Raw genomic sequence first — 23201 nt, 5'->3', positions numbered from 1 at the left:
CGGAGGCTAGAGGCTCAGTCTGGGGGCGCTACTGGTACGAGACGAACAACGGCGACGGTGTCTGGGCGAGTACCTGGTCCGCAGTGGGTGTGGGGAAGTCTTCGTCGTAGAAGTTCTTCCAGCCCCAGTAGAAGCGGTGGGCGTCTGGCTCGCCGGTCAACGCCTTCCACGTGCTGAATTTCGTGTTGATCGGGCCCTGCCCGTCCATGTGGATCATCACTGCGAGTTCTGCTGGCGTCTCGATGAGCTCGCGGTTGGTGATCATGGAGAAGCGGAACTGGTGCAGGATCAACAGCTTCTGAGGCAGGGCCTCCTCACGGACGAGGCCGGCCAGCCACCGCACCACCTGGTTGATCTCGGCCGCGTCGACCGAGCCGATCTGCTGCAGATGCACCTCGCCGGGCCGCAACCGCCACTCGGGGTCGAGCGCTAGCCCCACATGCGGGAGTCGCAGGAATTCCTCATAGTGCTTGGCCTGCGTCAGAAAATCGGTCCGCCCTGACTGCAGGTCCAGCACCACGTACATGTCGTTGGCGGCCGCTGCCTCGATCCACGGCCTGATGTCGTCGAGAGCGGTTTCGTTGGAGTAGTCGCCGTCGCGGCCGGCTCGCGCAGAGGCAACGGTGGCGATGATCTCGAACGCGAGCACTACGTCCGATCCGTCAGCGTCGTAGCCCTCCGCGATCGACGCCAAGCGCGCTATGCCCTCAGACGGATCCTGCTCTCCCAGCACACCGAGCTGCGATGTCGCCGGGTGGCCGTACATGGCCACCAGGCGGCGAGGGCGTCCGGGCTCGAACATGAGCAGGCCGCCGCCCGGCACTTCGTCGCCACGACGGACGACCTCCAGCTGCCACGCCGCGTCGGGGCCAAGATCCGCATGCAGCTCCACCTGCGAGGCATCGCGCAGCATCGCGCGATCGGCCGGAGGCAGAGCCCGCAAGTCGTCGCCCATGACCACGCTCAACGCGGCAGCCTCGATCTGACTCCCGAGGGACCCGAACACCGCCGCTTGTTCGGCATCGCCGACGATCCACACCCGCTCGGGGGGAGCAGCTCGATACGGCAGCACTGCGGTCGGACTGACGGGCACCCACTCGACGTCGAAGCCGGGAAGCCGTTGGGAGAGGCGCTGCTCGTTGAAGCCTGCGGCCACGATCCGCTGCGGCGCGAGGCGCTGTATCTCCGTCATCGGCTCGGGCTCTGACCACGACTCGATCAGCAGCAGGGGTCCACCGATCCCGCGTGCAGCCAGCGTGAGGATCGCCTCAGAGTCGTAGGCGAACGCCAGACCGATCTCGTCGGCACAGTCGTAGAGCGCGCGCGATACCTGGACGCTCCCGAGCACTGCATCAGCGGTATCGATCGCCAGGTCCTTCTCTGGGTCCCGCGGCGAACAGTCGCGAACCGTCGCAGCAGGCTCGAGCACTTCGGAAGTCGCCGACGCCGCAGGAGCCGCGGTCGCGGCAGCCGCGCCAGCATCCGCTTGGGCCGAAGCGGCAGGCTCGGCCGTTTCCTCCGCCTCCAGAGTGCTGGGCAGACAGCCGTACGCGAGCAGGGCGAGAACGGCCGTGGCGAGCACCGCGCCGGCCGTGATCGGCCGAGGGCCATCCCGATGCACCGGCCTGGGACCGGCGACAGGTGCGCGCTTGGCGGACGGTGGGGGTCTCGTCACGCTCGGAGAAACTATTGACCGAGACGGCAATACTGGCGGCATGCCGACACCAGAGCTGAACCCCCATGTCCCCGCCCGCTATGACACCGCCGCTGTCGACCTCGCCTCGGTCGACGGCGTGCTGTCGACCACTCGCTCGGTGCGGCTGCGGCTGGATCTCGAACGCGATGTCCCGCATGACCTCGTGCTCGACTGCATCGACGTGGCCGAGCAGGGACCCGGCGGCGGCAACCAGGCCAGCCGGCGGTGGCTGCTGATCCGGGACCCGGCCCAGCGTCAGGCCGTCGGCGACATGTACAACTCGGTCGTCGGCGCGTTCATGCAGCGAGGGCGCGACGCCACGGCGGGCACCGGGCACCCGATGGAACAGGTGATGAAGTCGGCCTTCCACCTCGCGGAACATCTGGCCGAGGTGCCGGTCATCGTCATTCCCTGCGTGTGGGGAGTCCACGACGACAGCGGCAAGCCAGGGCTGTTCGACTCGGTGCTGCAGTCGGCGTGGAGCTTCTGCCTTGCAGCTCGTGCCCGCGGCCTCGCTACGGCATGGACGACAGCGATTCTCAACAAACAGGACGAGCTGCGCGACGTACTCGGGATCCCCGAGGGGGTCACGCCGGTGGCACTGCTGCCCCTGGCATGGTCGAAGGGCACCGAGTTCGGCTCGGTGCCTCGCCGGCGCGCCAATGAGATCGCCTACGTGGACGGCTGGGGTCGCACCTGGGAGGCCCGTGGCGAAGAATCGACGGCCCGATCACTGGGCGAGGGCCCTGGTGCCACCGTGGAGATCGATATCGACGCACCCGCCGAACGAGTGTGGGAGATCGTCAGCGACATCAACGCCGGGGCCGACTTCTCCGAGGAATTCGTGCGCGCCGAGTGGGCGCCCGGCTATGACGGTCCCGCACAAGGCGCCAAATTCATCGGCCACAACCAGCATCCCGCCATCGGCGAGTGGAACATCGATCTCACCGTCACCGAGTACGAGCCGAATGTCCTCTTCGGCTGGGCAACAGGTGAGACCGAAGAGGTTGCCGGCGCCCGCTGGCGCTACGAGATCGACGTGCTGCACGGCCAGCGCTGCCGCCTGCGCCACACGGTGCGGATCGGTCCGGGCGAGTCCGGCCTCACGATGGCCATCACGGCGATGCCCGACAAGGAGCCTCGCATCCTGTCCCGCCGCCAAGACGAGCATCTGGCCAACATGACGCGCTGCATCGAGGGCATCAAGGCGCTCGCCGAGGGCAGCGCTTGAGCCCAGCCTCGACAGTCGGCCGCTGGGCCCCGAGCCCGACCGGCGACCTGCATCTGGGAAATCTGCGAACCGCGCTGCTGGCCTGGCTCTTCGCCCGCTCGGCAGGCGGACAGTTTCTGTGGCGGTTCGAGGATCTCGACGGTGCCGTACGACCCCAGTTCTATGACTCGCAGCTGCGCGACGTAGCTGCGCTCGGCCTCGACTGGGACGGAGAACCGGTCCGCCAGAGCGACCGCTTGGACCTGTACCGCGACGCCATTGCGGACCTGCGCCAGCGCGATCTCACCTACGAGTGCTTCTGCACCCGGCGCGAGATCGCCGAAGCCGCAGCAGCCCCGCACGGACCCTCACCCGAAGGCGCCTACCCCGGCACCTGCAGGCGGCTGTCACGTGCCGAACGCGAACGCAAGCGTGCGAGTGGTCGACCCCCGGCGCTTCGGCTGCGGGCCGGTGCCGACGGCGTCGGGCCTACGGAGCTGACCGTCGCCGACCGCCAACTCGGCGACTACCGGGGCATCGTCGATGACTTCGTGCTCCAACGCGGCGACGGTACCCCTGCCTACAACCTCGCAGTGGTTGTGGACGATGCCGCCCAAAGCGTGACCGAGATCGTGCGTGGCGACGACCTGCTGCCGTCAACCCCACGCCAGGTGCACCTCGCACACCTGCTGGGCCTCAATCCACCCACATACGCCCACGTGCCACTCGTGCTCAATCCGCAAAGCCAACGACTGGCCAAACGCGACGGCGCGGTCACACTGTCGGATCGGTTGGCACTCGGCGAGACGCCATTGGACGTGCTCAACCTGCTGCTGGCGAGCCTCGGATTCGAACGCGTGGAGTCCGTCGAGGACCTTGACATGGTCGGCCAGCACTTCGATCCGGCATCGCTCCCACGACAACCTTGGGTCTACGAGCCCCCTACTCCATCACCCGCAGCTGCCCAGGAATGAACATGTTCTTCAGCTTGCGCCCAGGGAACACCGGCGCCAACGCGATGGCAGCCAGCGCCAACACGAACGACAGCGCCATCTCCCACCAGCTCACCGACACGATCATGCCGATGTCGGGAATCGCCGCTGGCATCTGGAACAGCGCCATCCACAGCAATATGGCGTAGCCAAACAGACCGCCGAGCACCACGGCAACCACGCCCAGCAGCAGTCCCTCCACCGAGAGATTCGCGATCACCCGTCGCACGGGAATCCCGTAGGCGAACATCGTCGCATGGTCCCGGGAGCGCTCGTCCACGCTGATGTTGGCGGTGTTGAACGCGATCAGCATCACGAGGAAGATCACGAAGATCCGCGTGATGAAGAACACGCCCTGGGATTGCTGCAGCGAATCCTCCAAGGACTGGAAGGTCTCGCCCAGGCCCTGCACCAAGGACACGCCGCTGCCGCTGCCGAAGAGCGACCGCTTCACGTCGTTGAGGCTGCTGCCGTCAGCCGGCACACCGGTCACGATGTTGGCGAGACCGCCGAAGCCCCACGTCGAGGTCTGCGAGAGATCCATATAGGCGTTGAGCCGCAACGGATGCGGATGGATCGCATCGACCTGCAGTATGCGAGTGCTGTGGGTGAACGCTCCGTCGACGAGCGCTGGATGCGTCACGACGACGTCGTCGCCGATCCCCACGCCGAGGTCGCGGGCGGCCTTGTCGGCGAGCACGATGCCAGGCGCTCCCCGAGACAGCGAACCCTGCGTCGCGGTCGGCGTCCACACGGTGCTGCCAAAGTCGACAAAGCGAACTGCGAGATCGAGCTGGAGGGCCTCGTCGACGCTTCCGCCCGGCTCGGCAGCGGTGACATTGGCCCCCAGCACCATGGCCGCCTCGCCCGATTGCACCGTCGGATTGGCGAGCACATCTTGGACCTGCGGTGAGTTCACCGGGTAGAGGGAGTCCAGCTGCACGGTGAAGCGGTCGGGCTCGCCGCCGAGCAGTTCTTCGTTGCCGTCGTCGAGCGTGGTCGTGAACGTGCTGCCCAGCCCCAGCATGGCGAACATGATCGCGAGGCTCATGGTGAAGGTCAGCAGCGTCAGGAAGGTCCGGCGGGGGGCCCTCATCAGGTTGCGGAACGGCATTCGCTCGAGGCTGCGGCCGGGCAAGGGGATGCGGCTGATGATGGGCCCGAGGCTCCCGCCCCGCGATGACAGGTGGCTCGAGCGGATCGCGTCGACTGGCTTCACCCGGACGGCGCGCACGACGGGCCAGAGCACGGCAAGCACCGGCACGGCGAACCCGAGCGCCATGGCCTGCCCGTAGATCCCAGCTTGGAAGGGCTGCTCGAAGATCGGCAGCCACGCGACCTCCTGCACGACGCTCACCGTCTGCAACGCAATGGCGTAGCCGACGATGACGCCCAGGATCATGCCGATGATGCCGATCTGCAGGCCGATCAGCAACGGCCGGATGACGATCGACCGGGGACGCTCCCCGACCGCCATGGAATTGCCGATCTCCCGGCGCTGCGCTTCGACCATGCGCGCGGAGAAGTTCAGCGCAGCGAATGCTGCGCCCACGAAGAGCAGGAGCGAGATGGCGTTGTAGATGCCCTGGTCGATCTCGGGCGAGCCGGTCAAGCCGATGTACGACGGCGTGGCCTCGCGGGTGAGGACATCGAGCAGCACACCGTCCTGCGACGCCGCGGCTTCGACGAGCTGGGCGGTCACCGCCGCAGCGTCTGCACCGGGCTCCAGGGTCATCACGAGATCGTTGACGGCACCGGTGCGGCCCGAGATGTCCTGCGCGGCAGCCAGCGGGGCGAACAGCACGGCAAGGTTGGATTTGCCGAGCGACCCGTTCCCCTCGATGATCAGGAAGAATTCGGGTGACACGGCAGCGCCGACGTAGTCCACGTCGATATCGCCGCCGACAGTCAGCGTGCCGCTCGTCGGCAGGTCCCAGAAAGTGGCGAAGCTCCTGGTGACCAGCACCTGCGGTGTTGCGGTTCCTGACGCCGGACGGGCAGAGTCGTCGATCAGGTAGACGTCGTTGACCACCGGTTCGCTTCCCGAGACGTCCATGCCCACGATGCGCCCATGCACCAGCAGTTCCTCGCCGCCGGCGACGGTTTCGACCTGGGTGTCGAACAGGAGACGTTCGTTGTATCGGTCGATGCCGTCGATCTCGCTGGCAATGCGGGCGAGCGAGCCGGTCGGCACGTCCCCGCCCTCGCTGACCGTGGCCCGCAGGTCGTACATGCGGGTGGCCTCGAGGCTCTTGTCAATGGAGACGAGGCGCCACTGCGTCACGCTCGAGAGCCCCGCGTACAGCCCGATGCCGATCGCGAGCGTGAAGCCGATAGCGACGATCTGGATCCAGCGCCTACGCGCGTCCCGCAGCGACCACCGCAGCCGGAGGAGCTTCATGCCCGGGGCCTACCAGCGCAGCTCGGACAGCGGGGTCTTGCCGCCCTCTGGCGGTCCATCACTGATGATCTCCCCGCTGCTCATCTCCACGACGCGATCGGCCATCCGGGAGATCTCGCGGTTGTGCGTCACCACCAGCACTGCCCTGTCCTGGTTCGCCTGATCGGCGAGCAATTCGAGAATCTGGGCGCCGGTCTTGAAGTCCAGCTCGCCCGTGGGCTCGTCCGCGAGCAGCACCGGGTTGCCGGTGGCCAGTGCTCGAGCGATCGCCACCCGCTGCTGCTCGCCGCCCGAGAGCTCATGCGGAAAGTGCCCCAAGCGGTGGCCGAGGCCGACGGAATCAAGAATGTCGGCCGGACTAGCCGAACCGCTCTTGCCGGAGACGTCCATGCCGAACTCGACGTTCTCGGTTGCGGTCAGGCCGGGGAAGAGGTTGAAGCTCTGGAAGATGAAGCTGACCGTCTCACGCCGCAGCGCAAATAGCTCGCTGCGGCTTGCTGTGGTGAGGTCGCGTCCCCCGACGACCACCTTGCCGGATGACGGCACGTCGAGGGCACCGATGATGTTGAGCGTCGTGGTCTTGCCGCTGCCGGACGCACCGAGGACGACGACGAACTCACCGGTGTCGACGTGCAGGTCGATGCCGGCCAGCGCCGTCACCAGCACTGGACCGACCTCATAGTGCTTGGTGACGCCTTCGAGATCGATCACGGCTCGGAACTCCTCGGTCGTCAGCGATGTCGATAGTGGCTGGAACTACTGCGCCTCGTCAACGACCGCGCGGTCGCTCGACACTCCCCCGGAGACACTACTGCGGGCTCGCTCGCAGATGGGTTACGCCACGAGGACCCCAGCGGGCAGCTGACTCAGCAACTCGGCCAGTAGCTGAGCGGCCGCTGCTCAGGCGGCGGCACCGAGCGGTTGGCCAGCATCCGGATGTCGGAGATGAGCACGCGGCGGGTGTCGGCAGGGTCGATCATCTCGTCGATGCGCATGGTGCCTGCGGCCTCGTAGGGGTTGGTGGCCTCGGCCACTTCCGCCACGAGCTTGAGGCGCTCGGCCTCACGCTCGTCGGCATCGGCGATCCGACCCAGCCTCGATCCGAATGCCACGTTGACGCCGACCTCGGGATCCATGAAGCCGATCTCGGCGCCGGGCCAGCAGTAGATGCCATGGCTCGGCATTCGGGAGCCGTTCATGGCCTGCCACGCCATCCCGAATGCCTTGCGCAGGCACACGGTCAGCGTCGGCGCGGACGCGTTCTGCAGCGCGTGCATCATGCGGATGCCCCAGTGCAGCATCAGGTCGTGCTCGACGCGCTTGCCCACCATGAATCCGGGAACGTCCACGAGGAAGACCATCGGGATGTTGTACGAGTCGCATACGGTCGCGAGCCGGATGACCTTGTGGCAGGCCTGCGGGTCGAGCGTGCCAGCGGAGAACATCGGATTGTTGGCGATGACGCCCACCGGGTAGCCGTCAAGACGGGCCAGCGCGCAGACGATGTTGCGGGCGTAGTTCGGCTGCATCTCGAAGACCGACCCCGGGTCGCAGATGCGGGCCACCACCCGCCGCATGTCGTAACCCCGGGTGCGGCGGGCCGGCACCAACTTGCCGAGTTCGGGGTCGGGACCGTCATCGCCGCATGGTTCGGCCCGCGGCGCCGGCTCCCAGGCGTTCGTCGGCATGAACGACAGCCATCGCCGGATGGCCGCGTACCCCTCCTCGTCGGTTTCGACGCCGAGGTCGATCTGCCCGGTGATGCGGGAGTGCACATCCACGCCGCCCACGTCCTCGAATGAGATCACTTCGCCAGTGGCGATCTCGAATACCTTCGGCGAGGTGACTGCCAGGCACGAGCCGCGCACCATGACGACGTAGTCGCTCATGGCCGACAGGAACGACGAGCCGCCGAAGGACTGGCCGCAGATCATGGTGGCCATCGGCACGCGGTGACGTCGCTGCGCCATCTCGAACATGGCGCCCGGCTCGGAGATTCCCTCCGAGCCCATCAGGTCGGGAATGCGGCCGCCGCCTGTCTCTCCGAAGTGCACGATGGGAATGCCCATGGTGAGTGCGCGGTCGTACAACCGGGACTCCTTGCGGGTTCCGACGATCGCGCTCGATCCGCGCAGCACGGTGATGTCGTCGCCGAAGACCGTCACGGGGCGCCCGTCGACTTCGCCGTGGCCGCCGACCTTGCCGTCTCCGGGGGTGATGTCGCGCATCTCCGGCCGGATCGAGCGGCTGAACGTGCCGACCTCGCGAAACGTTCCGGGGTCCAGCAGCGCGTCGATGTGCTGACGGATGGTCCGGTCGCCCTCTTCATTCATGGCGCGGACCTTCGACGCGCCGCCCATGTCTCGCCGGATGACGTCGGCCCGGGCGTGCAAGTCGGCTGCACGCTCTTCGTTGCTGATTGCGTCGCCGTCGCCGTATTCAGCCATCGCTCGTCTCCTTCCCTCTATGCGTCCGCGTAGTCAGCGAGGATCTGCCCATAGGTCTCGCCGAGTTGGGGCGGCCGCCGCCCCGGCACCATCACCTGGCTGACGCCGAGCTCGACGAGCTGATCGAGGTGGGAACGGTCGGTGGCACCGGTTGTCCACATCTCCACCTCGCCCGGGTCGCGCCCCGCGTCCTCGGCGTACCGGCGGGCGGACTCGAACAATTCCGCCAGCACCTCCGCCGGCCGTTCGGCCGGGAAGAACACGTCGCCGAGCTGTCCGGCGCGCCGCGCCGCCCGGTCGCTGTGGCCGCCCACCAGGATCGGCACCGGCTGCTGGACGGGCTTGGGCTGGCTGTACACCGGGTCGAAGTCCACGAACTCGCCGTGAAACTCGGCTTCGTCTTCGGTCCACAGCACCCGCAGCGCCTCGATGTACTCGTCGGTGCGGGCACCGCGGCGGTCGAAGGGCACGCCCAGCGCCTCGAATTCCTCACGCAGCCAGCCCACGCCGATGCCGAAGTCGAAGCGTCCGCCGCACAGACGATCCAGCGAAGCGATCTCCTTCGCCAGGATCAGCGGATTGCGCTGGGGCAGGATGAGGATGCCCGTGGCCAGCCGGATGCGTGACGTCACCGCGGCGGCGTACGCCAGCCAGATGAGCGGGTCCGAGTGGTCGAGCTGGCTGGCGCCCTTGAACAGGCGCCCCCCTTCGTCGTAGGGATAGGTGGAGCTGTACGACTTCGGCACGACCACATGCTCGATCGCCCACAGCGAGTCGAAGCCGACCTCCTCAGCAGTCTGGGCTGTCTCCTGCGCCGCAGCGCCATCGACATTGCCCATCAAGTTTGCGGAGATCAGGCCGAATCTCATCTGGGAACCCCCGGTCCGCCGCGCCCGGATGACGCGGCGGCGAACATCATGGCCGATGAGCGCAGTGCGTTCCCGTTGAGAGAGCTTTCGGGCCCCAAGTCAGGTGTGGCGTACGCGGACACTCGGCCCGCCCAGGTTTGCTACGCGGCGGCGGTGGCCAGCTCGGTGGCAGCGAGGCCGACCGGCGGGGTGTCCCACTCCTTGAGCACGGGCAGCACCTCGGTGGCGAACAGGTCGCGGTTGCGGCGGGCCTCGGTCCAGGTCATGCCGGCAAAGCTCAGGTTCGGGAAGAAGGCCGCCATGTCGATCTTGTCCCTGATGACCTGGATCTTCTCGAGCACCTGATCGGGCGTGCCGAACGGCATCAGGCGGGCGAAGTCCTCGGCAGCGCCACGCGCGCCGTGACGATCGATGTACTTGGAAATGCCCTCGTAGAACTCGTAGCCCTTGACGCCCTCGTGCGGCCGCTTGGGGCCGAACTCGTAGTGCTTCATGACCGTGCCGTAGTAGTTGCAGATGTGCTCCATCGCCTTCTCCTCGGCACGGTCGGCCTTGGTGTCAACGAAGCAGAATCCGCCCGACAGCGGCGGGGGCGGCGGTGCGGTGTGATGCTTGACCCATTCGCCGTGGTATGCGGCGAAGTCGGCCTCGACGATCTCCCAGGGCTTCTGGGGGATCACCAGCAGACCGATGCCGAGCTGTGCCATGAGCGGCATGCCTTCGGGCGAAACAGCCGCGGCATAGGTGCGACCTTTGAAGGAGTGCTCGGGCCGGGGGCGAATCTCGCGGCGGGGCTGCTGCACGAAGTCGCCGTCGTGCTCCACGTATCCCTGCTCGAGACCCTCAATGAGCATCTTGGCGTACTCCAGGAAGCGCTCCCGGCTGGAGTTCATGTCCACCCGGAAGCCCTCGTACTCGATCCGCGCCAAGCCGCGCCCGATTCCCAGGATGAGCCGGCCGTCGGAAAGGTTGTCCAGCACGGTCACCTGCTCGGCGACGCGCATCGGGTCGTGCCACGGCAGCACGATCACCGCAGTGCCGAGCTGAAGATTGGTCTTGCCGGCCACCCAGGTCAGGAACTGCACCGGGTCGGGGCACATCGTGTAGTCGGTGAAGTGGTGCTCCACCGTCCAGATCGAGTCGAAACCGAGATCCTCGGCTTCCTCGACCATGCGGATCTCCTGCTCCCAGACCTCACGGTCCGAGAGTGCATTCTCCGGGTTCTGGAAGACGGCCGAATAACCGACGTGCATGACGTGCCCCCTGGGTCCGGCCGCCGATCTCGGGGCCAAAATCTAATGTTAGGCAGATTCCCGCCACGCCGCGGCCGTTGCGATTCCACGGCGGCAAACAGGGCGCTGGGCTGGACGCGACGAGCCATGCACGGCCGGGGGCCGTGCGGTTAGCGTCAGGCCGACTCGAAGCAGGAGCACACCGGAGGAACTCAGTCATGGAGACGACGGCGGTAGCGCGCAGCATGCGCGGCTCAGTGGGAATGCTGGCAATGGACTGGTTGATGGACCCGTCCACGCTGGAGAAGGCAGCGCAGCGCGGCATGGCAGAGGGCCTGGGAGCGTACGCAACCGGCCGGCTGGGCGTGCTCGGCGAGTGCCCTGTTGACAACGTGGTCGCAGCAGCGTTCTTCTGGAATCCCGACACCATGCGCTCGGCGACCGAAGCGGGCCGTGCGGTCATGAAGCCGTCGCAAGGGGCGCTGATCTGGGCGGACATCTGCACCGAGTACGGCGAGAAGCGGCTCGCCGGGATGGAAGGCGCCGGGCGCTTGGGCGAGTTGCTCGAGCGGGTCGTGGACGCTGCTGTCCCCCAAGGCGCACCGACGTTTGTCGGCTGGCGAGACATGCCCCGGCCCCCCGCCGGAGGACCGGCGCACGGCTTCTTCATGGCCCAGATCATGCGGGAGCTGCGTTTTGGCCGTCACGCTGTCGCAGTGCAAGCGCTGGGCATGGGCCCGCTCGAGGCGATCCTGTCGGGCCCGGCGGGCGAGTGGAACGCCGAGTTCTTCGGTTGGCCCAAGCCCTATCCCGACGTCAGCCACCTCGCTGATGCACGCGACGAGATCGAGTCGCTCACCGACAAGCTGCACGCACCCGACTTCGAGTGCCTGACGCCAGACGAGCGCGCCGAGGTCCGCGAGCTGGCCAAGGCCGCTCGCTTTCACAACCCTGACGAGTAGCGGGGGCTCAGCGCAGCGTCGTATCTGTCACTTGGCGAGCAGGTCTTGGTGCTCGCCCAATCGCGGCGCGCGGGTTGCGCGCCACGGCGTGGCTGAGAACTTGTAGGGCGCGCCCGGGTAGGTCACCGCGGTCCCGTCGTGATCGATCTCGACGGGGAAACCGCGGGTCACGAAGTGCTCGTCGGCCAGCATTTCCTCGGGCGAATACACGATCCCGCAGGCGAGACCGATCGACTGCAGGCCCACGAACAGCTCATGCGCTCCGAGCCGTTCGGCCAGGAAGTTGACCGTGTCGCGTCCCGCACCGAAGACCTCGGCGCCGAGCGGATCGGCGTCAAGGTGGAGGATGTCGATCTGCTCGTAGCTCTCGCCAAGCCGGAGCAGCTCTGCGTACGGGCATTCCTCCATGAGCCCGAGCTCAGCGACCCACGTGGCCAGCGCCGCAAACTCGGGGCCTCGCCGGGGCGGCACGCCGGTGTTGAGCCACCGGCCGTCCGCGCACTGCACCTGCGTCGGCTCGCTGATCTGCGGCAGTGCGTGGCGGCCCGTCTGGCGCTGCACGTCGATCTGCTGATTCAGCCAGAAGTAAGTCGCGAACTCGCAGGTGGCGTTCGCAGCAGCGAGCATGGACACCTCGATGAGCTGGCCGCGGCCCGAGTGCTCGCGCCACATGAGCGCCGCCATCAACGTGACGACTGCGTACTGGCTCGCCATGTGCAGGCCCTGATTTCCCCCGCCCCGCACGGGCGGGAGCGTGTGGTCGTCATAGCCGCAGGACCACACCGGTCCGCCCTCGGCCAGCACCGTCAAGTCGGTGGCCGGGGGGTCGGGTCGGTCGCGACCGTTGTGGGTGATCGACACCCAGATGAGGCCTTGATTTGGCCTTCCGAGCTGGCCCCAGTCCAATCCGAGCGCGTCGAGGCGACCGAGCGGCTCCGCCTCGATGACGGCGTCGGCGGTGCTGACCAATCGACGAAAGTCGGCTGCGCCTGCCGCGGAGTCGAGGTCGACCACCACCGAGCGCTTCGACGTGTTGTAGTGCCACCACCACAAGGCGCCCTCGGGGTCGGGTTGATCGCCGGCGAATGGCTCGTGGCCGCGCATCGGCGAGCCGCCTGGCGGCTCCACCACGATCACGTCAGCGCCCATGTCCGCCAGCAGTTTCCCTGCGAGCGCGCATCGCTGCGAGGTCAGCTCGACCACGCGCAGGCCGTCGAGCGGCCTCGCACCGCCTGCGCCCGTCATCAGATGACGCCGTCCGCTTCGAGCTGGGCGATCTCAGTGTCGCTGTGGCCCAGCACATCACCGAGTACGTACCGGTTGTCCTCGCCGAGGCATGGCGCAGCGCGGCCGATGGCCCAGTCGGTCTCGGACAGGCGGACCGGCAGCCCTTCGACCCGGGTGTCGCCCACTTCACTGTGCGGGACGGTGACCCACATGCCCCAGTCGCTCGTACGCGGGTCGCTGTCGATGCGCTCGCTCGGTCGCAGCACTGGTGCGGCAGGCACGCCGGCAGCAACGAGCAGCTCGGCGATCTCGTGCTTGTCGCGGTGCGCAGTCCACTCCCCGATCAGCCGCTCCAGCTCGCCCTCGTGGGCCAGCCGTCCGGCCAGCCGCACCCAGCGCTCATCGGCAGCCCACGGCTCGCCCAGCGCTTCGGCCAAGCGCTCCCAGTCCCCGTCGTTGCGGACGGCAATTGCCACCCACTGGTCGTCGCCATCGCAGGCCCAGATTCCGTGCGGTGCCATGGCCGGCGACTGGCACCGGTTGCTGTTCGGCAGGCCGTCGCGGCGGGCGGGGCGGTCATTGACGGTGAAGTCCAGCGAGGCAGCGCCGTGCAGCGTCCCTGCGGCTTCGATGCACGCCAGGTCCACCCACTGGCCCTCGCCGGTGCGACGACGGTGGTAGAGCGCCATCAGGATCGCCATCGCCATGTAGTAGGCGCCCGTGTGATCCATGAACGAGTAGCCCCAGCCTGCCGGTGGCAGGTCGGGCAGGCCCGACTGGAACGTCAAGCCGGACACGGCCTGCGCAATCGGTCCCCATGAGCGGAAGCTGGCATACGGTCCGTCGGCGCCGAACCCGCAATTCGACACGTAGACAATGTCGGGCTTGACAGCCCGCAAGGCCTCGTAACCGAAGCCGAGCCGTTCCATCACACCCGCGGCGAAGTTCTCCGTCACCGCATCGCTCTCGGCCACCAGCTCACGCAGCAGGTCCTTCGCCCGGTCGTCCCGCAGGTTGAGCGTGATGCCGAGCTTCCCGGCGTTGTGATTGTTGAACGAGCCTCCGGCCTCGATGCCGCGGTGCTCGCCGACGAAGGGCTGGGTGCCTCGCAGGATGTCCCAGCGGCCCTGCCGCACGGGATCTTCGATGCGGATGACCTCCGCGCCCAGCTGGGCCAGGATCTTGGTGGCACCCGCCCCGGCGAGCTGGCCGGTGAAGTCGCAGATTCGGATGCCCGCGAGGGCTCCCGGCTCAGGCTTCGGCCAAACAGGCGGGCGGTGATCCGGCCCGATCACGGCACCAGGTCGCGCATCGGCGTGCGTGCACGGCCGGGTTCGTTGGCCAGCGCCCGCGCGCGCTGCTGGCAGTCCTCGAGCGCCTCCCGCAGGGTTGCCGTCCACGCTGTCATGTCCGGTCGCCGGGCACGGCCGCCGTCAGGCCCTGTCGGCGGGGCGAGCGGTTCCCCCACCACGATCGCGACCTGCGTGCGCTTCGGGAACTTGGCGCCGCTCGGCATCGCTTCGCGTGTACCCGCGATGCCCACTGGCAGCACCGGCGCCCCCGATTTCGCCGCCAGCCATGCCGTGCCATCGAACACGGGGCCGATGTCGTCGGAGGGCTGGCGTGTTCCTTCCGGGAAGACCAGCATGGCCTCGCCGTCGTTCAGCAGACCGAGCGCCCCACGCATCGCGTCGAGGTCAGCCTCGCCGCGCCGCACCGGAAACGTGCCGATGGAACGCATGAACCAGCCGAGCGGCTTGGGACGAAAGAGTTCCTCCTTGCCCAGGTAGCGCACTCGGCGATGTGTGAGGCCGCCGATGAGGGGACCGTCGAGGTGGCTGCGGTGAACCGGCGCATAGATCAAGGTGCCGCTCGCCCGCAAGCGCTCCTGACCTGTGGCGCGCACCCGGTACATCCGAAACAGCAAGATGCGTATAAGTCCCCGCGCCGCCCGCCACGCCCAGTATCCGGCAAAGCCGTCATCGGCCAGCAACCCCCCGGGGCCGCGCAGCTTCCATCTGCTGGACTGTCGCGCCACACAGAGATTCTGGCCTCTCGCATGCGATCCGCGACGATCCAGAATCCGCAATGTCACTACGCTGCGCGTCATGCCGGTTCCTTCAGACATGGTGGGCGAGACGATCGGACCCATCGACCATGACGTCGACGAACGCTGGACGATGGCATATGCGGCCTCGCTCGGCGACACCCACGACTGCTATTTCGACACGCTCGCCGATGACGGAGTGGTGGCTCACCCGATGTTCGCTGTGTGCCCGGAGTGGCCGGTGATCGTGGCGGGCCGTGACGTCTCGGACCGCTGGGGCATCGCGCCCGACGAGGTCCGGCGCTCGGTGCACGCCACGCACGACCTGACGGTTCACCGGTTGGTGCGCCCGGGTGACCGCCTGAGGTCGAGCCTGACGTATTCCGGCGTCGAGCAGCGAAAGCCGGGCACGTTCCAGACCATGCGCATCGACACGGTCGATGCCGATGGAGAGCCAGTGGCGACGACCTACCAAGGCGGCATGTACCTCAACGTCGATACCGCCGGGGGCGACAGGCCCGATGCTGATGCACCTGCAGAGCCGGACTTCGGCGAGCTGCCCGCTGAGCCGCTCATGGAGATCCCCGTGCCCGTTGCGCACGGCGCCGCGCACAGCTACACCGAGTGCGCCCGCATCTGGAATCCGATCCATACCGACGCGGCCGTTGCCCGCAAGGCGGGGCTGCCGGGCATCATCCTGCACGGAACCGCGACGCTGGCTTTGGGTGTCTCGGCTGTCGTCGACGCCGTCGCCGACCGCGACCCGTCGAGGGTGCGCCGCATCGTCTGCCGCTTCCGCGCCATGGTGCTCATGCCGTCGACCATCACGGTGCGCATCTGGGACGAATTCCCGGTTACCGACTTCGGCCCAGCGACCCGCGCCGTGCGCTTCGACGTGCTCAACGCCGAAGGCGGCCCCGCCGTGGACCGGGGTGTCATTCTCCTGAGCTAGAGGACGGTTTGTCGAGGGTGGACGGCATCTCGGGGCTGTAGAGCCACGAGACGAGCAGGGCCACTGCCTCGGGTCCGCCGAGGTGCGCCACGATCGCCATGAAGTCGGGCGTGGTTGCGCTGCCCCCGGCTGATTGCCGGTAGTGGTGCCGGACGATCTCGAAGAACGTCTCATCGCCGAGATGGCGATGCAGGGCATGCAGGGTCAGCGTGGATCGCTGGTACACGGAGGGGAAGTCGAAGAGCTGCTCCACGGTGACGCTGCCAGGCGGCACGGCATTCGCGCCCCGTGCAGCCTGCAGCTCACCGGCCATCAACGCGCCGATGTCGTGGCCCCCGTAGTCGGCCAGGTACAGGAAGGCCAGGTAGTGCGCGAAACCCTCGTTGAGCCAGATGTCGCTCCAGTCCCCCGGCGACACCGAGTTGCCGAACCACGCGTGCGCCAGCTCGTGGGCGATGATCAGCGGGATCAGCGTCTGGTTGCCATGCAGCGAGAGCGTCTGGTTCTCCATGGCGAAGCCGATGCTGAACGGCAGCACGAGCGTGCCGTAGGCATCGAACGGGTACGGCCCGAGCAGCCCCTCGAAGAACGCTATGGCGCCGGGCGTGACCGACAGGGCATCGAGCGTCGCCTGACGTTGCTCGTCGGTCAATGAGCTGGGGATGTAGTCGCGAATCAACAGACCTTCCCGGGTCTCCTGTTCATGACGATCGAACTCGCCGATGTACACAGCAGCCAAGTACGTGGCCATGGGGTCGTCCGTGTGCCACGTCGCAGTTCGACGCCCGCTGGCGACCGTCTCGCTCACCAGCAGGCCGTTCGAGGCGGCCGTCACGTGCTCGGGCACGGTGATGCTGATCGTGAACGTGGCCTTGTCGCTCGGGTGGTTGTTGGACGGGAACCACGACATCGAGCCCGACGGCTCATTGGCGGTGTAGATCACTCCGTCCTGGTTGAACCAGCCGATCCGGACGAACGGCACCCCTGGGTCGTCGATGCGCTCCGGCACGCCGGAGTACGCCACTTCCACGGTGAAGCCGACGCCGGCGGGCACCGGCGCAGTGGGCTGCACGATCAGCTCGGTGCGCTCGCGCGAGAACTCGGCTGCGACGCCGTCCACCTTCACCGCGCTGACCTCAAGGCCGGACAGGTCCAGGTAGATCGTCTTGAGCTCAGCGGTGGACACCGCGTGGACGGTCGTGATGCCGTCGATGGCGTTGGCCTCCGGATCGACCTCGAGCACGAGGTCGTAGTGGGTGACGTCGTAGCCGCTATTGCCCAGCCACGGGTAAAAGCTGTCGCCCGCGCCCGCGCCGGGCGGGGGGGCCGGTTCCTCTTCTGCCGGCGGCGGCGCCACTGTCGTCGAGGCGGTAGCCGGTTCGGTGACGGCTGGTGCCGTTGTTGCAGGCGCGGGCGCCGCTGTCGTGGTCAGTGGAGACGTCGCTGCCGTGGGCGTTTCGACCACGACCTCGGCCGTCGTCGGGGGTGGCAAGGCTGTTTCGCCACGCTCGTCATCGGTGGTGCTGCACGCCGAGAACGCCAGCGCAACGGCAAGCGCTGGAACGGCCGTCTTCATCCATCTGCGCATCGGCGTCACTCTTGCAGACGAAGCCGACGCAGCGACATCACCCCGGTGCTCGGTTTATGGGCATCCGGAGACACCCCAACCGGGACCGTCAGCTCAGCTCAGGTGTTCGGCAAAGTGTTCAAGGGTGCGCTGTTTGGCCAGGCCTGCCGCATCGGGATGGAAGCTGGCCCTGGCGTCGCAGTTGAATCCGTGATCGGCGCCGTCGTAGATGTGCACGGCGATGTGGTCCCAGCGCTCGGCGATGGCCTGCACGTTCTCGAGGGGGATGCCATGGTCCTCGGTGCCGAAGTGCAGCAGCAGCGGAGCGGTGGGCCGCTCGTCGAGGTGCGGCATGATCTGCCCGCCGTAATAGCCGGACGCCGCGGCGATCTTGTCGGCCAGGCGGGCTGAGGCCACGTAGCACATCGACCCGCCCCAGCAGTAGCCCACGATGCCGACCTTGCCGCCCTCGGCGGCGCAATCAGCCGCTGCTGCGATGTCATCCATGACCTGATCCACGGTCAGGTCGTCGAAGGCGATCTTGCGTCCGACGTCGATGCCCTCGGCGTCGTAGCCCAGCTCGACGCCGCCCCGCACACGGTCGAACAGTGCCGGCGCCACCGCCAGGTAGCCGTCGGCCGCATAGCCGTCGGCCACGCTGCGGATGTGGTCGTTCACACCGAAGATCTCCTGCACGACCACGACACCGCCCTTCGGCGACCCCGCAGGCTCGGCCCGGTAAGCGCTGAACGTCACGCCGTCAGAAGCTGTCAACTCGATCGTCTGTCCCATGGCGCCAATGTCTAGCGGCCCCTGCACCGTCGATGTCATGGCCACCGCGATCTTGGCTGGCTCGGCTGAGTTTCCTAGGGTGCTCCGCCATGGAGAACGTCGGTGCAGCAGGCAGCGAGCATGACCTCGTCGCCGAGCGACACCGCTGCGAGCGGTGGTTCGTCCGCAGAGGCCTGCCGCATCTGATTCACGACTACTCCGCAAGTGCCGACGTGCTCACCCGTGCCGCGCCATTCCTGGCGCTGGTGGTGTTCATTGAATTCTTCTTCGTGTTCGGAGACCGCTGGACGGGGTGGGCCCAAGCAGCCGTCTTCGTGGTGGGCCTAGCGGTGATGGCGGGCGTCGTGGTGCTCGTGAATCTCTTGCGGGGACGACGTCTGTGGCAACTCCCCGACCGGTTCGGCATCTGGGAGGTGCTGGCCTACCTCGTGCTCGGGGCCGTCTTCGCCGGTCTGGGATCGTCCGATTCGGTCATCGTCGATGCCGCATTCGCCGCAGGCTTGAACGCAGTGCTGCTGGTCGGCGCCTACGTCGTGACCAGCTGGGGTCTGCTGCCGATGGTGCGATGGTCGGTGGGCCAACTGTGGCGTCAAGTGGGCCAAGTCATGACGCTGCTGGCCAAGTCGCTCCCGATCCTGCTGGTGTTCTCGGCGTTCATCTTCCTGAATGCCGAGATGTGGCAGGTGGCGAACGACTTCACGCTGCCGTTCTTCGGGATGATCGCCGCGCTGCTCGTGGCCGTTGGGGCGCTGTTCGTCATCATCTCGGTGCGGCGCCTTGCAGTGGACATGGCCCGCTTCTCGTCCTGGGCCGATGTGCGCTCTCGTTGTGCGGAGACGCCTATCGCGAACTTGGTCCCAGCGGATGATTCCCCGGCACCCGATTCACCGCCCCTAGGACGCCGGGCACGATTCAACGTCAGCCTGCTGCTGTTCGTGGCCCAGAGCATCCAGATCGCTCTGGTGGCGGTGATCGTCACGTGCTTCTACGTGCTCTTCGGCGTGTTCACCGTGCGAGAGAGCACCCTGCTGCAGTGGACGACGTTGAGCCAGCTCACCTGGGAGGACTCGTGGATGGTGAGTCTCCCGCTCTGGAGCGGGGAACTGCTCTTCAGCCGTCAGCTCGTGCTGGTGGCAGCCTTCATCGGGCTGTTCTCCGGGCTGCAGTTCGCCGTCTCGGTCGTGCTCGACTCCAGCTACCGCTCAGAGTTCGCCGAGGACATGACCGATGAGCTGCGCGAGGCGCTCGCCGTGCGGGCCGTCTACCACCGAACCCTGGTCACCGACACGCCCTGAAACCTCCTCGATCCGCGGACCGCTGGCAACGTCGCCCACTGGCCACCAAGCAACAGCGACCTCGACGCTCAGTTTCGTGGCCCGGGTTCAAGAAAATCGATGCTGTCGTTCTGGGAGGCTTGAGATATCGTGCGATATCCTGAGAAAACGGAGGCTTGGAAGTGACCGACATTTTGATTCGAAATGTTCCCGATGATGTCGTTGCTGCGGTCGACGCCAATGCGAACAGGGCTGAACTCTCCCGAGTCGAATACCTGCGTCGATTGCTCGAGCGCGAATGCACTCGAGCGCCCGAGGTGACAGTGGAGGACTTTCGCCGCCTTGCGGAAGTGTGTGCCGACGCGAAGGACCCCGAGTTCATTGCCTCCGCATGGCGATAACCGAGTGGCTCATCGACACATCAGCGCTGGTTCGGTTGGAAGTCGCGACCGACGCTGACGAGTGGACGACACGAGTCCAGCGTGGACTCGTTCGCATCACGACATCAACGAGGCTCGAACTTGGCTTCTCAGCCCGGTCAGTCGAGGATCACCGCAGCACGCTCGAAGCGCTCCCGGTCAGTGCCATGCCGATCGAGTACCTCACGCCTGCAGCGGAGGATCGGGCGATCGAAGTTCAGCGAGCGCTCGCGCAAGCTGGCCGGCACCGTGCTCCGTCGATCCCAGACCTCTTGCTCGCCGCATCGGCAGAACTTGCCGGACTTACCGTCCTGCACGTCGACAAGGACTTCGACCTCATCGCGGAGATCACCGGCCAACCCGTCGAGCGTCTCGCACTCGAACCGTCGCAGTGAGGTCAGCCAGACCCAGCTGACGCTGCCGCGTCGTCGGTCTCGTCGTCAAACGCGTCGGCCAGCCACCGCAATCTCTGCGCAACGAGACTCCCCGGCGCCGTAGCCACGAAATCACCTGATTGTGCTGCCCCTTCTTCGTTGCACGCGATGGCCCCGAGCCATGGACTCGCTAGGAGGTCAACTGCCGCAGCGATCTCGGAAGGAGACGCCTGGATTCCCTTCATCATGTTGAGTGCCACTGCAATCGCAGACAGGTCGGCCTTCAAGCCCTCGGTGACGACATCAGTTACCACCTGGTGTACGGCCGACAGCACTTCACGGCGACGCGCTTGCTGAGTTCGTGCGTCGTCGATCGGCTCAAGTTCCACGATGCCGCCACGCGACTGGCCGTTCTCGTCAACGAACAGCGCGTGATACTCCATCAGTGCCAGCGGCACCCCGGTGTGCGCAGTGACAAGATCGGCGAGGTTTTCGGCTGCCAGCACGCCGATCCGGGCCTTTGCCGCAAAATCAAGTAACTGACCGCTCGGAGACGGACCAACCAAGAGCGCATACTCGGCTTGATGCTGGTCCCGGTGCTTCTCGATAGCAGGCCAAGTGACTTGGCCAGATGTCAGCGAGCCCTTGCTGACGGCTTTCGCATCCACGACAGCCTTGTATCGCCAATGATCCGCTGAACGCTCGCCACTACCTGCTGTCGCTCGAACTCCACTGACCAGGACATCCGTCTCTCCAGGTCCAGACCGCAGTTGGGCCTCAAAGCCCAAGTATTCGAACGCGTCACAAACCGCCTTCTCGAAGTCCTTGTGCCTTGCACCATCAACTGCCAATCGTCGGAGCCGTTCGGCGCATTCAACCGCCGGATGTTCTGACGAGGAAGGAGGAGCGGGCGGTGGTTTCGGAGGTGACGGCGGCGCTTTGTCGGGCCGATGTAGGTCAAGGTGTTCCAAGAACTCCAGCCCCGCCGATGTGGCTTGGTAGGTGTTGCCGGGCTCTTGTCGCGCGAAACCCGCCGACCGTAGCCAACCCAAGCGGTACGCAATCTGCGAGTCCTTCTGCCATGCGAATCCGTAGAGATTGTTGGCTGCACCGAGTAGCGACTTACGCGTGCGCGGTCGCCGTACCTCATGAATCAACTCGCCCACGAGCTTGAGGTTCGCGTGCATGGCTCCGATGATGAATTCAGCGCGACCCGTGTCAAGCCAGCGAACACTCGGTGCGGTTGCGGTGAGGTGGTTCCGTTCCTTCTCCAAGAGACCGTACTTCTGCAACCCTTGGATCTGTACGAGCGCCACGTAGGAGTCCAAGGAGTAGGCCGCCAGATAGCGCTGCTGGAGTTCGCCTTGATCCAAGTGTTCATCGCGGCACTGCTGCAGAATCCAAGCCAGCGTGTCCAAGTACCGCTTGTACCCGCCTGCTAGCGGCAGTACGCCATTAGCTCGGTCTTCCCATGGCTTGACCCGGGGCAGTTCTGCGGCGAGATCGTCCGACAAGGGTTACGAAAGACCCATGAAGCGGCGGGCGTTGGTGTAGACGACCTCGTCGCGCAGGGCGCTCACCTCGTCGTCGAAACCCGCGAAGGTCTCGTTGAGCTCGGCCAGGGCGCCGGGGAAGGTGCAGTCGTAGTGGGGGTAGTCCGAGCCCCACACGACCGTGTGCGCCAGGCCCATCGCCGCGACCTGCTCGAAGGCCTCGCCCTCGCCGGCTTCCATGGTGACGAAGCACTGCTCGGAGAAGATCTCCGTGGGATCGCGCTTGAGCCGCGGCACGAGGTGGCCCATGGCCTCCTTGTGCTCGTCGAGGCGGTCGAGCCAGTACGGCAGCCAGCCGAGGCCAGACTCGAAGAAACCCACCCGCAGCATCGGGTGGTCGTCGAGCACGCCGGAGGCCACCATCTCCATCACCGAGGCCATCTGCTCGAACGGGTGGCACACCATGTGGACGTAGAACTGGTTCTCGTAGCGGGTCTTGGCGAAGCTCGGCATGCTCGAGCCGAAGCTGCCGTGGATGCCGACGGTCAGGTCGTGGTGCTCGGCCGCCGACCAGACGCGGTTCATCTCGTCGGAGAACAGCTCCATCCCGCGATACCGCTCGGGCCGGAACGTGATGCCGGTCAGCCCGGCATTCGCCACTTCTTCGATCACCGCGACCGCTCCGTCAACCGACTGCAGCGGGCAGACGCCCATACCGAAGAGCCGGTTCGGGTCTTCCGAGCAGAAGTCGGTCATCCAGCGGTTGTAGGCACGGGCATTCTCGACGGCGATGTCTGGGTCGTTGATGTCGCCCGAGATCAGCATGAGCGACGGGAACATCAGCGCCGCGTCGAGGCCCTCGTCGTCCATCACCGACAGACGGGCGGCCGGGTCGTAGCTGCCGGGCACGATGTCGTCCCAGGTGACGTCGGTGCCGTACGCGTGCGGGATGCAGGCCGGCGCGATGCCGTTGCGCAGCTTCTTGCCCTCGACGAACATGGCGTCGCTGCCGTCACCCATGATCCGGCACTGCGCGATCAGATCCCGGTACTTGGGATCGGCGTACTCCTCCCACACCGACGTCGGCTCGGCGATGTGCGCGTCCGCGTCGTATACGGGCACTGTCCCATTTGACGCCAATGGTCCCGCGCTCTTGCGTGCTTCTGTCATGGCCATGTCGCAGCCTCCCCCGTCGTCTTGGTGCGACGTCCCGGTGCACCCATTCTGCCCCACCCCCGAAGCCCGGC

Annotated in this window: 19 protein-coding genes; 6 read left to right on the top strand and 13 right to left on the bottom strand. The window is 66.7% G+C overall.

Going from position 1 to position 23201, the window contains the following annotated elements; translation table 11 throughout:
• Window positions 1-28: 28 nt before the first annotated feature.
• Window positions 29-1675: a hypothetical protein gene (locus tag ACOGI5_RS07445; RefSeq protein WP_419863790.1), complete on the bottom strand. Its 1647-nt coding sequence runs from the start codon at window positions 1673-1675 to the stop codon at window positions 29-31.
• A 40-nt stretch (window positions 1676-1715) separates the two neighbouring features.
• Here ACOGI5_RS07445 and ACOGI5_RS07440 point away from each other — a divergent pair, with 40 nt between their 5' ends.
• Together ACOGI5_RS07440 and gluQRS are read left to right on the top strand one after the other, a co-directional pair.
• Window positions 1716-2927 (top strand): nitroreductase family protein, encoded by a 1212-nt coding sequence (locus tag ACOGI5_RS07440; RefSeq protein WP_419863789.1) that lies wholly within the window; start codon window positions 1716-1718, stop codon window positions 2925-2927.
• The gene (gluQRS, locus tag ACOGI5_RS07435) at window positions 2924-3880 is read left to right on the top strand and encodes a tRNA glutamyl-Q(34) synthetase GluQRS (RefSeq protein ID WP_419863788.1); all 957 of its coding nucleotides are present in this window, start codon (window positions 2924-2926) and stop codon (window positions 3878-3880) included. The genes ACOGI5_RS07440 and gluQRS overlap by 4 nt, the downstream gene beginning before the upstream one ends.
• Here gluQRS and ACOGI5_RS07430 read toward each other — a convergent pair.
• The 5 genes from ACOGI5_RS07430 to ACOGI5_RS07410 form a co-directional block, all read right to left on the bottom strand.
• Window positions 3849-6299 (bottom strand): FtsX-like permease family protein, encoded by a 2451-nt coding sequence (locus ACOGI5_RS07430; protein ID WP_419863787.1) that lies wholly within the window; start codon window positions 6297-6299, stop codon window positions 3849-3851. The genes gluQRS and ACOGI5_RS07430 overlap by 32 nt on opposite strands.
• 9 nt (window positions 6300-6308) lie before the next feature.
• A complete protein-coding gene (locus ACOGI5_RS07425) occupies window positions 6309-7010 on the bottom strand; it encodes an ABC transporter ATP-binding protein (protein ID WP_419863786.1) in 702 nt (233 codons plus the stop codon).
• Between the two features lie 155 nt (window positions 7011-7165).
• Window positions 7166-8746, bottom strand: a complete 1581-nt coding sequence (locus tag ACOGI5_RS07420) for an acyl-CoA carboxylase subunit beta (RefSeq protein WP_419863785.1) — start codon at window positions 8744-8746, stop codon at window positions 7166-7168.
• Between the two features lie 17 nt (window positions 8747-8763).
• Window positions 8764-9615, bottom strand: a complete 852-nt coding sequence (locus ACOGI5_RS07415) for an LLM class F420-dependent oxidoreductase (RefSeq protein ID WP_419863784.1) — start codon at window positions 9613-9615, stop codon at window positions 8764-8766.
• Between the two features lie 140 nt (window positions 9616-9755).
• Window positions 9756-10868, bottom strand: a complete 1113-nt coding sequence (locus ACOGI5_RS07410) for an LLM class flavin-dependent oxidoreductase (protein ID WP_419863783.1) — start codon at window positions 10866-10868, stop codon at window positions 9756-9758.
• 197 nt (window positions 10869-11065) lie between these two features.
• Between ACOGI5_RS07410 and ACOGI5_RS07405 the strand changes: the two genes are divergently transcribed.
• The gene (locus ACOGI5_RS07405; protein WP_419863782.1) at window positions 11066-11809 is read left to right on the top strand and encodes a helix-turn-helix domain-containing protein; all 744 of its coding nucleotides are present in this window, start codon (window positions 11066-11068) and stop codon (window positions 11807-11809) included.
• Between the two features lie 27 nt (window positions 11810-11836).
• Here ACOGI5_RS07405 and ACOGI5_RS07400 read toward each other — a convergent pair whose 3' ends face one another.
• From ACOGI5_RS07400 to ACOGI5_RS07390, 3 genes are read right to left on the bottom strand one after another with little or no spacing between them, the layout of a single operon-like run.
• A complete protein-coding gene (locus ACOGI5_RS07400; RefSeq protein WP_419863781.1) occupies window positions 11837-13054 on the bottom strand; it encodes a CaiB/BaiF CoA transferase family protein in 1218 nt (405 codons plus the stop codon).
• Complete coding sequence (locus ACOGI5_RS07395; protein WP_419863780.1) at window positions 13054-14331, bottom strand: CaiB/BaiF CoA transferase family protein; 1278 nt, start codon at window positions 14329-14331, stop codon at window positions 13054-13056. Before ACOGI5_RS07395 ends, ACOGI5_RS07400 begins: the two co-directional genes overlap by 1 nt.
• A complete protein-coding gene (locus tag ACOGI5_RS07390; RefSeq protein ID WP_419863779.1) occupies window positions 14328-15074 on the bottom strand; it encodes a lysophospholipid acyltransferase family protein in 747 nt (248 codons plus the stop codon). The genes ACOGI5_RS07395 and ACOGI5_RS07390 overlap by 4 nt, the downstream gene beginning before the upstream one ends.
• A gap of 70 nt (window positions 15075-15144) precedes the next feature.
• On the opposite strand from ACOGI5_RS07390, the gene ACOGI5_RS07385 reads away from it, so the two are divergent.
• Window positions 15145-16035: a MaoC/PaaZ C-terminal domain-containing protein gene (locus ACOGI5_RS07385; protein ID WP_419863778.1), complete on the top strand. Its 891-nt coding sequence runs from the start codon at window positions 15145-15147 to the stop codon at window positions 16033-16035.
• On the opposite strand, the gene ACOGI5_RS07380 is transcribed toward ACOGI5_RS07385, so the two are convergent.
• Both ACOGI5_RS07380 and ACOGI5_RS07375 read right to left on the bottom strand, forming a co-directional pair.
• Window positions 16019-17611: a M1 family metallopeptidase gene (locus ACOGI5_RS07380; protein WP_419863777.1), complete on the bottom strand. Its 1593-nt coding sequence runs from the start codon at window positions 17609-17611 to the stop codon at window positions 16019-16021. The two genes, ACOGI5_RS07385 and ACOGI5_RS07380, sit on opposite strands and share 17 nt — an antisense overlap.
• 105 nt (window positions 17612-17716) lie before the next feature.
• Window positions 17717-18394, bottom strand: a complete 678-nt coding sequence (locus ACOGI5_RS07375) for a dienelactone hydrolase family protein (protein ID WP_419863776.1) — start codon at window positions 18392-18394, stop codon at window positions 17717-17719.
• Window positions 18395-18483: 89 nt separating this feature from the next.
• Between ACOGI5_RS07375 and ACOGI5_RS07370 the strand changes: the two genes are divergently transcribed.
• Together ACOGI5_RS07370 and ACOGI5_RS07365 are read left to right on the top strand one after the other, a co-directional pair.
• Window positions 18484-19689 carry a hypothetical protein gene (locus tag ACOGI5_RS07370; RefSeq protein WP_419863775.1) on the top strand — a complete coding sequence of 402 codons (1206 nt, stop codon included), beginning with the start codon at window positions 18484-18486 and terminating at the stop codon, window positions 19687-19689.
• 370 nt (window positions 19690-20059) lie between these two features.
• Window positions 20060-20482: a PIN domain-containing protein gene (locus tag ACOGI5_RS07365; RefSeq protein ID WP_419863774.1), complete on the top strand. Its 423-nt coding sequence runs from the start codon at window positions 20060-20062 to the stop codon at window positions 20480-20482.
• Window positions 20483-20484: 2 nt separating this feature from the next.
• Here ACOGI5_RS07365 and ACOGI5_RS07360 read toward each other — a convergent pair whose 3' ends face one another.
• Both ACOGI5_RS07360 and ACOGI5_RS07355 read right to left on the bottom strand, forming a co-directional pair.
• The gene (locus ACOGI5_RS07360; RefSeq protein ID WP_419863773.1) at window positions 20485-21879 is read right to left on the bottom strand and encodes a hypothetical protein; all 1395 of its coding nucleotides are present in this window, start codon (window positions 21877-21879) and stop codon (window positions 20485-20487) included.
• 99 nt (window positions 21880-21978) lie between these two features.
• Window positions 21979-23130, bottom strand: coding sequence for an amidohydrolase family protein (locus tag ACOGI5_RS07355; RefSeq protein ID WP_419863772.1), 1152 nt, complete (start codon window positions 23128-23130; stop codon window positions 21979-21981).
• Between the last annotated feature and the right edge of the window lie 71 nt (window positions 23131-23201).

The sequence above is a fragment of the Candidatus Poriferisodalis sp. genome (assembly GCF_965208925.1).
GTDB lineage: Bacteria > Actinomycetota > Acidimicrobiia > Acidimicrobiales > Poriferisodalaceae > Poriferisodalis.
This window is presented reverse-complemented; position numbering and strand designations above follow the sequence as displayed.

Excerpts from the sequence above, each read along its gene's own strand:
- ACOGI5_RS07440 (WP_419863789.1), top strand. The coding sequence starts at position 1,716 with ATGCCGACACCAGAGCTGAACCCCCATGTCCCCGCCCGCTATGACACC.
- ACOGI5_RS07430 (WP_419863787.1), bottom strand. The coding sequence starts at position 6,299 with ATGAAGCTCCTCCGGCTGCGGTGGTCGCTGCGGGACGCGCGTAGGCGC.
- ACOGI5_RS07420 (WP_419863785.1), bottom strand. The coding sequence starts at position 8,746 with ATGGCTGAATACGGCGACGGCGACGCAATCAGCAACGAAGAGCGTGCA.
- ACOGI5_RS07415 (WP_419863784.1), bottom strand. The coding sequence starts at position 9,615 with ATGAGATTCGGCCTGATCTCCGCAAACTTGATGGGCAATGTCGATGGC.
- ACOGI5_RS07410 (WP_419863783.1), bottom strand. The coding sequence starts at position 10,868 with ATGCACGTCGGTTATTCGGCCGTCTTCCAGAACCCGGAGAATGCACTC.
- ACOGI5_RS07405 (WP_419863782.1), top strand. The coding sequence starts at position 11,066 with ATGGAGACGACGGCGGTAGCGCGCAGCATGCGCGGCTCAGTGGGAATG.
- ACOGI5_RS07400 (WP_419863781.1), bottom strand. The coding sequence starts at position 13,054 with ATGACGGGCGCAGGCGGTGCGAGGCCGCTCGACGGCCTGCGCGTGGTC.
- ACOGI5_RS07385 (WP_419863778.1), top strand. The coding sequence starts at position 15,145 with ATGCCGGTTCCTTCAGACATGGTGGGCGAGACGATCGGACCCATCGAC.
- ACOGI5_RS07380 (WP_419863777.1), bottom strand. The coding sequence starts at position 17,611 with ATGAAGACGGCCGTTCCAGCGCTTGCCGTTGCGCTGGCGTTCTCGGCG.
- ACOGI5_RS07375 (WP_419863776.1), bottom strand. The coding sequence starts at position 18,394 with ATGGGACAGACGATCGAGTTGACAGCTTCTGACGGCGTGACGTTCAGC.
- ACOGI5_RS07370 (WP_419863775.1), top strand. The coding sequence starts at position 18,484 with ATGGAGAACGTCGGTGCAGCAGGCAGCGAGCATGACCTCGTCGCCGAG.
- ACOGI5_RS07365 (WP_419863774.1), top strand. The coding sequence starts at position 20,060 with ATGGCGATAACCGAGTGGCTCATCGACACATCAGCGCTGGTTCGGTTG.
- ACOGI5_RS07355 (WP_419863772.1), bottom strand. The coding sequence starts at position 23,130 with ATGGCCATGACAGAAGCACGCAAGAGCGCGGGACCATTGGCGTCAAAT.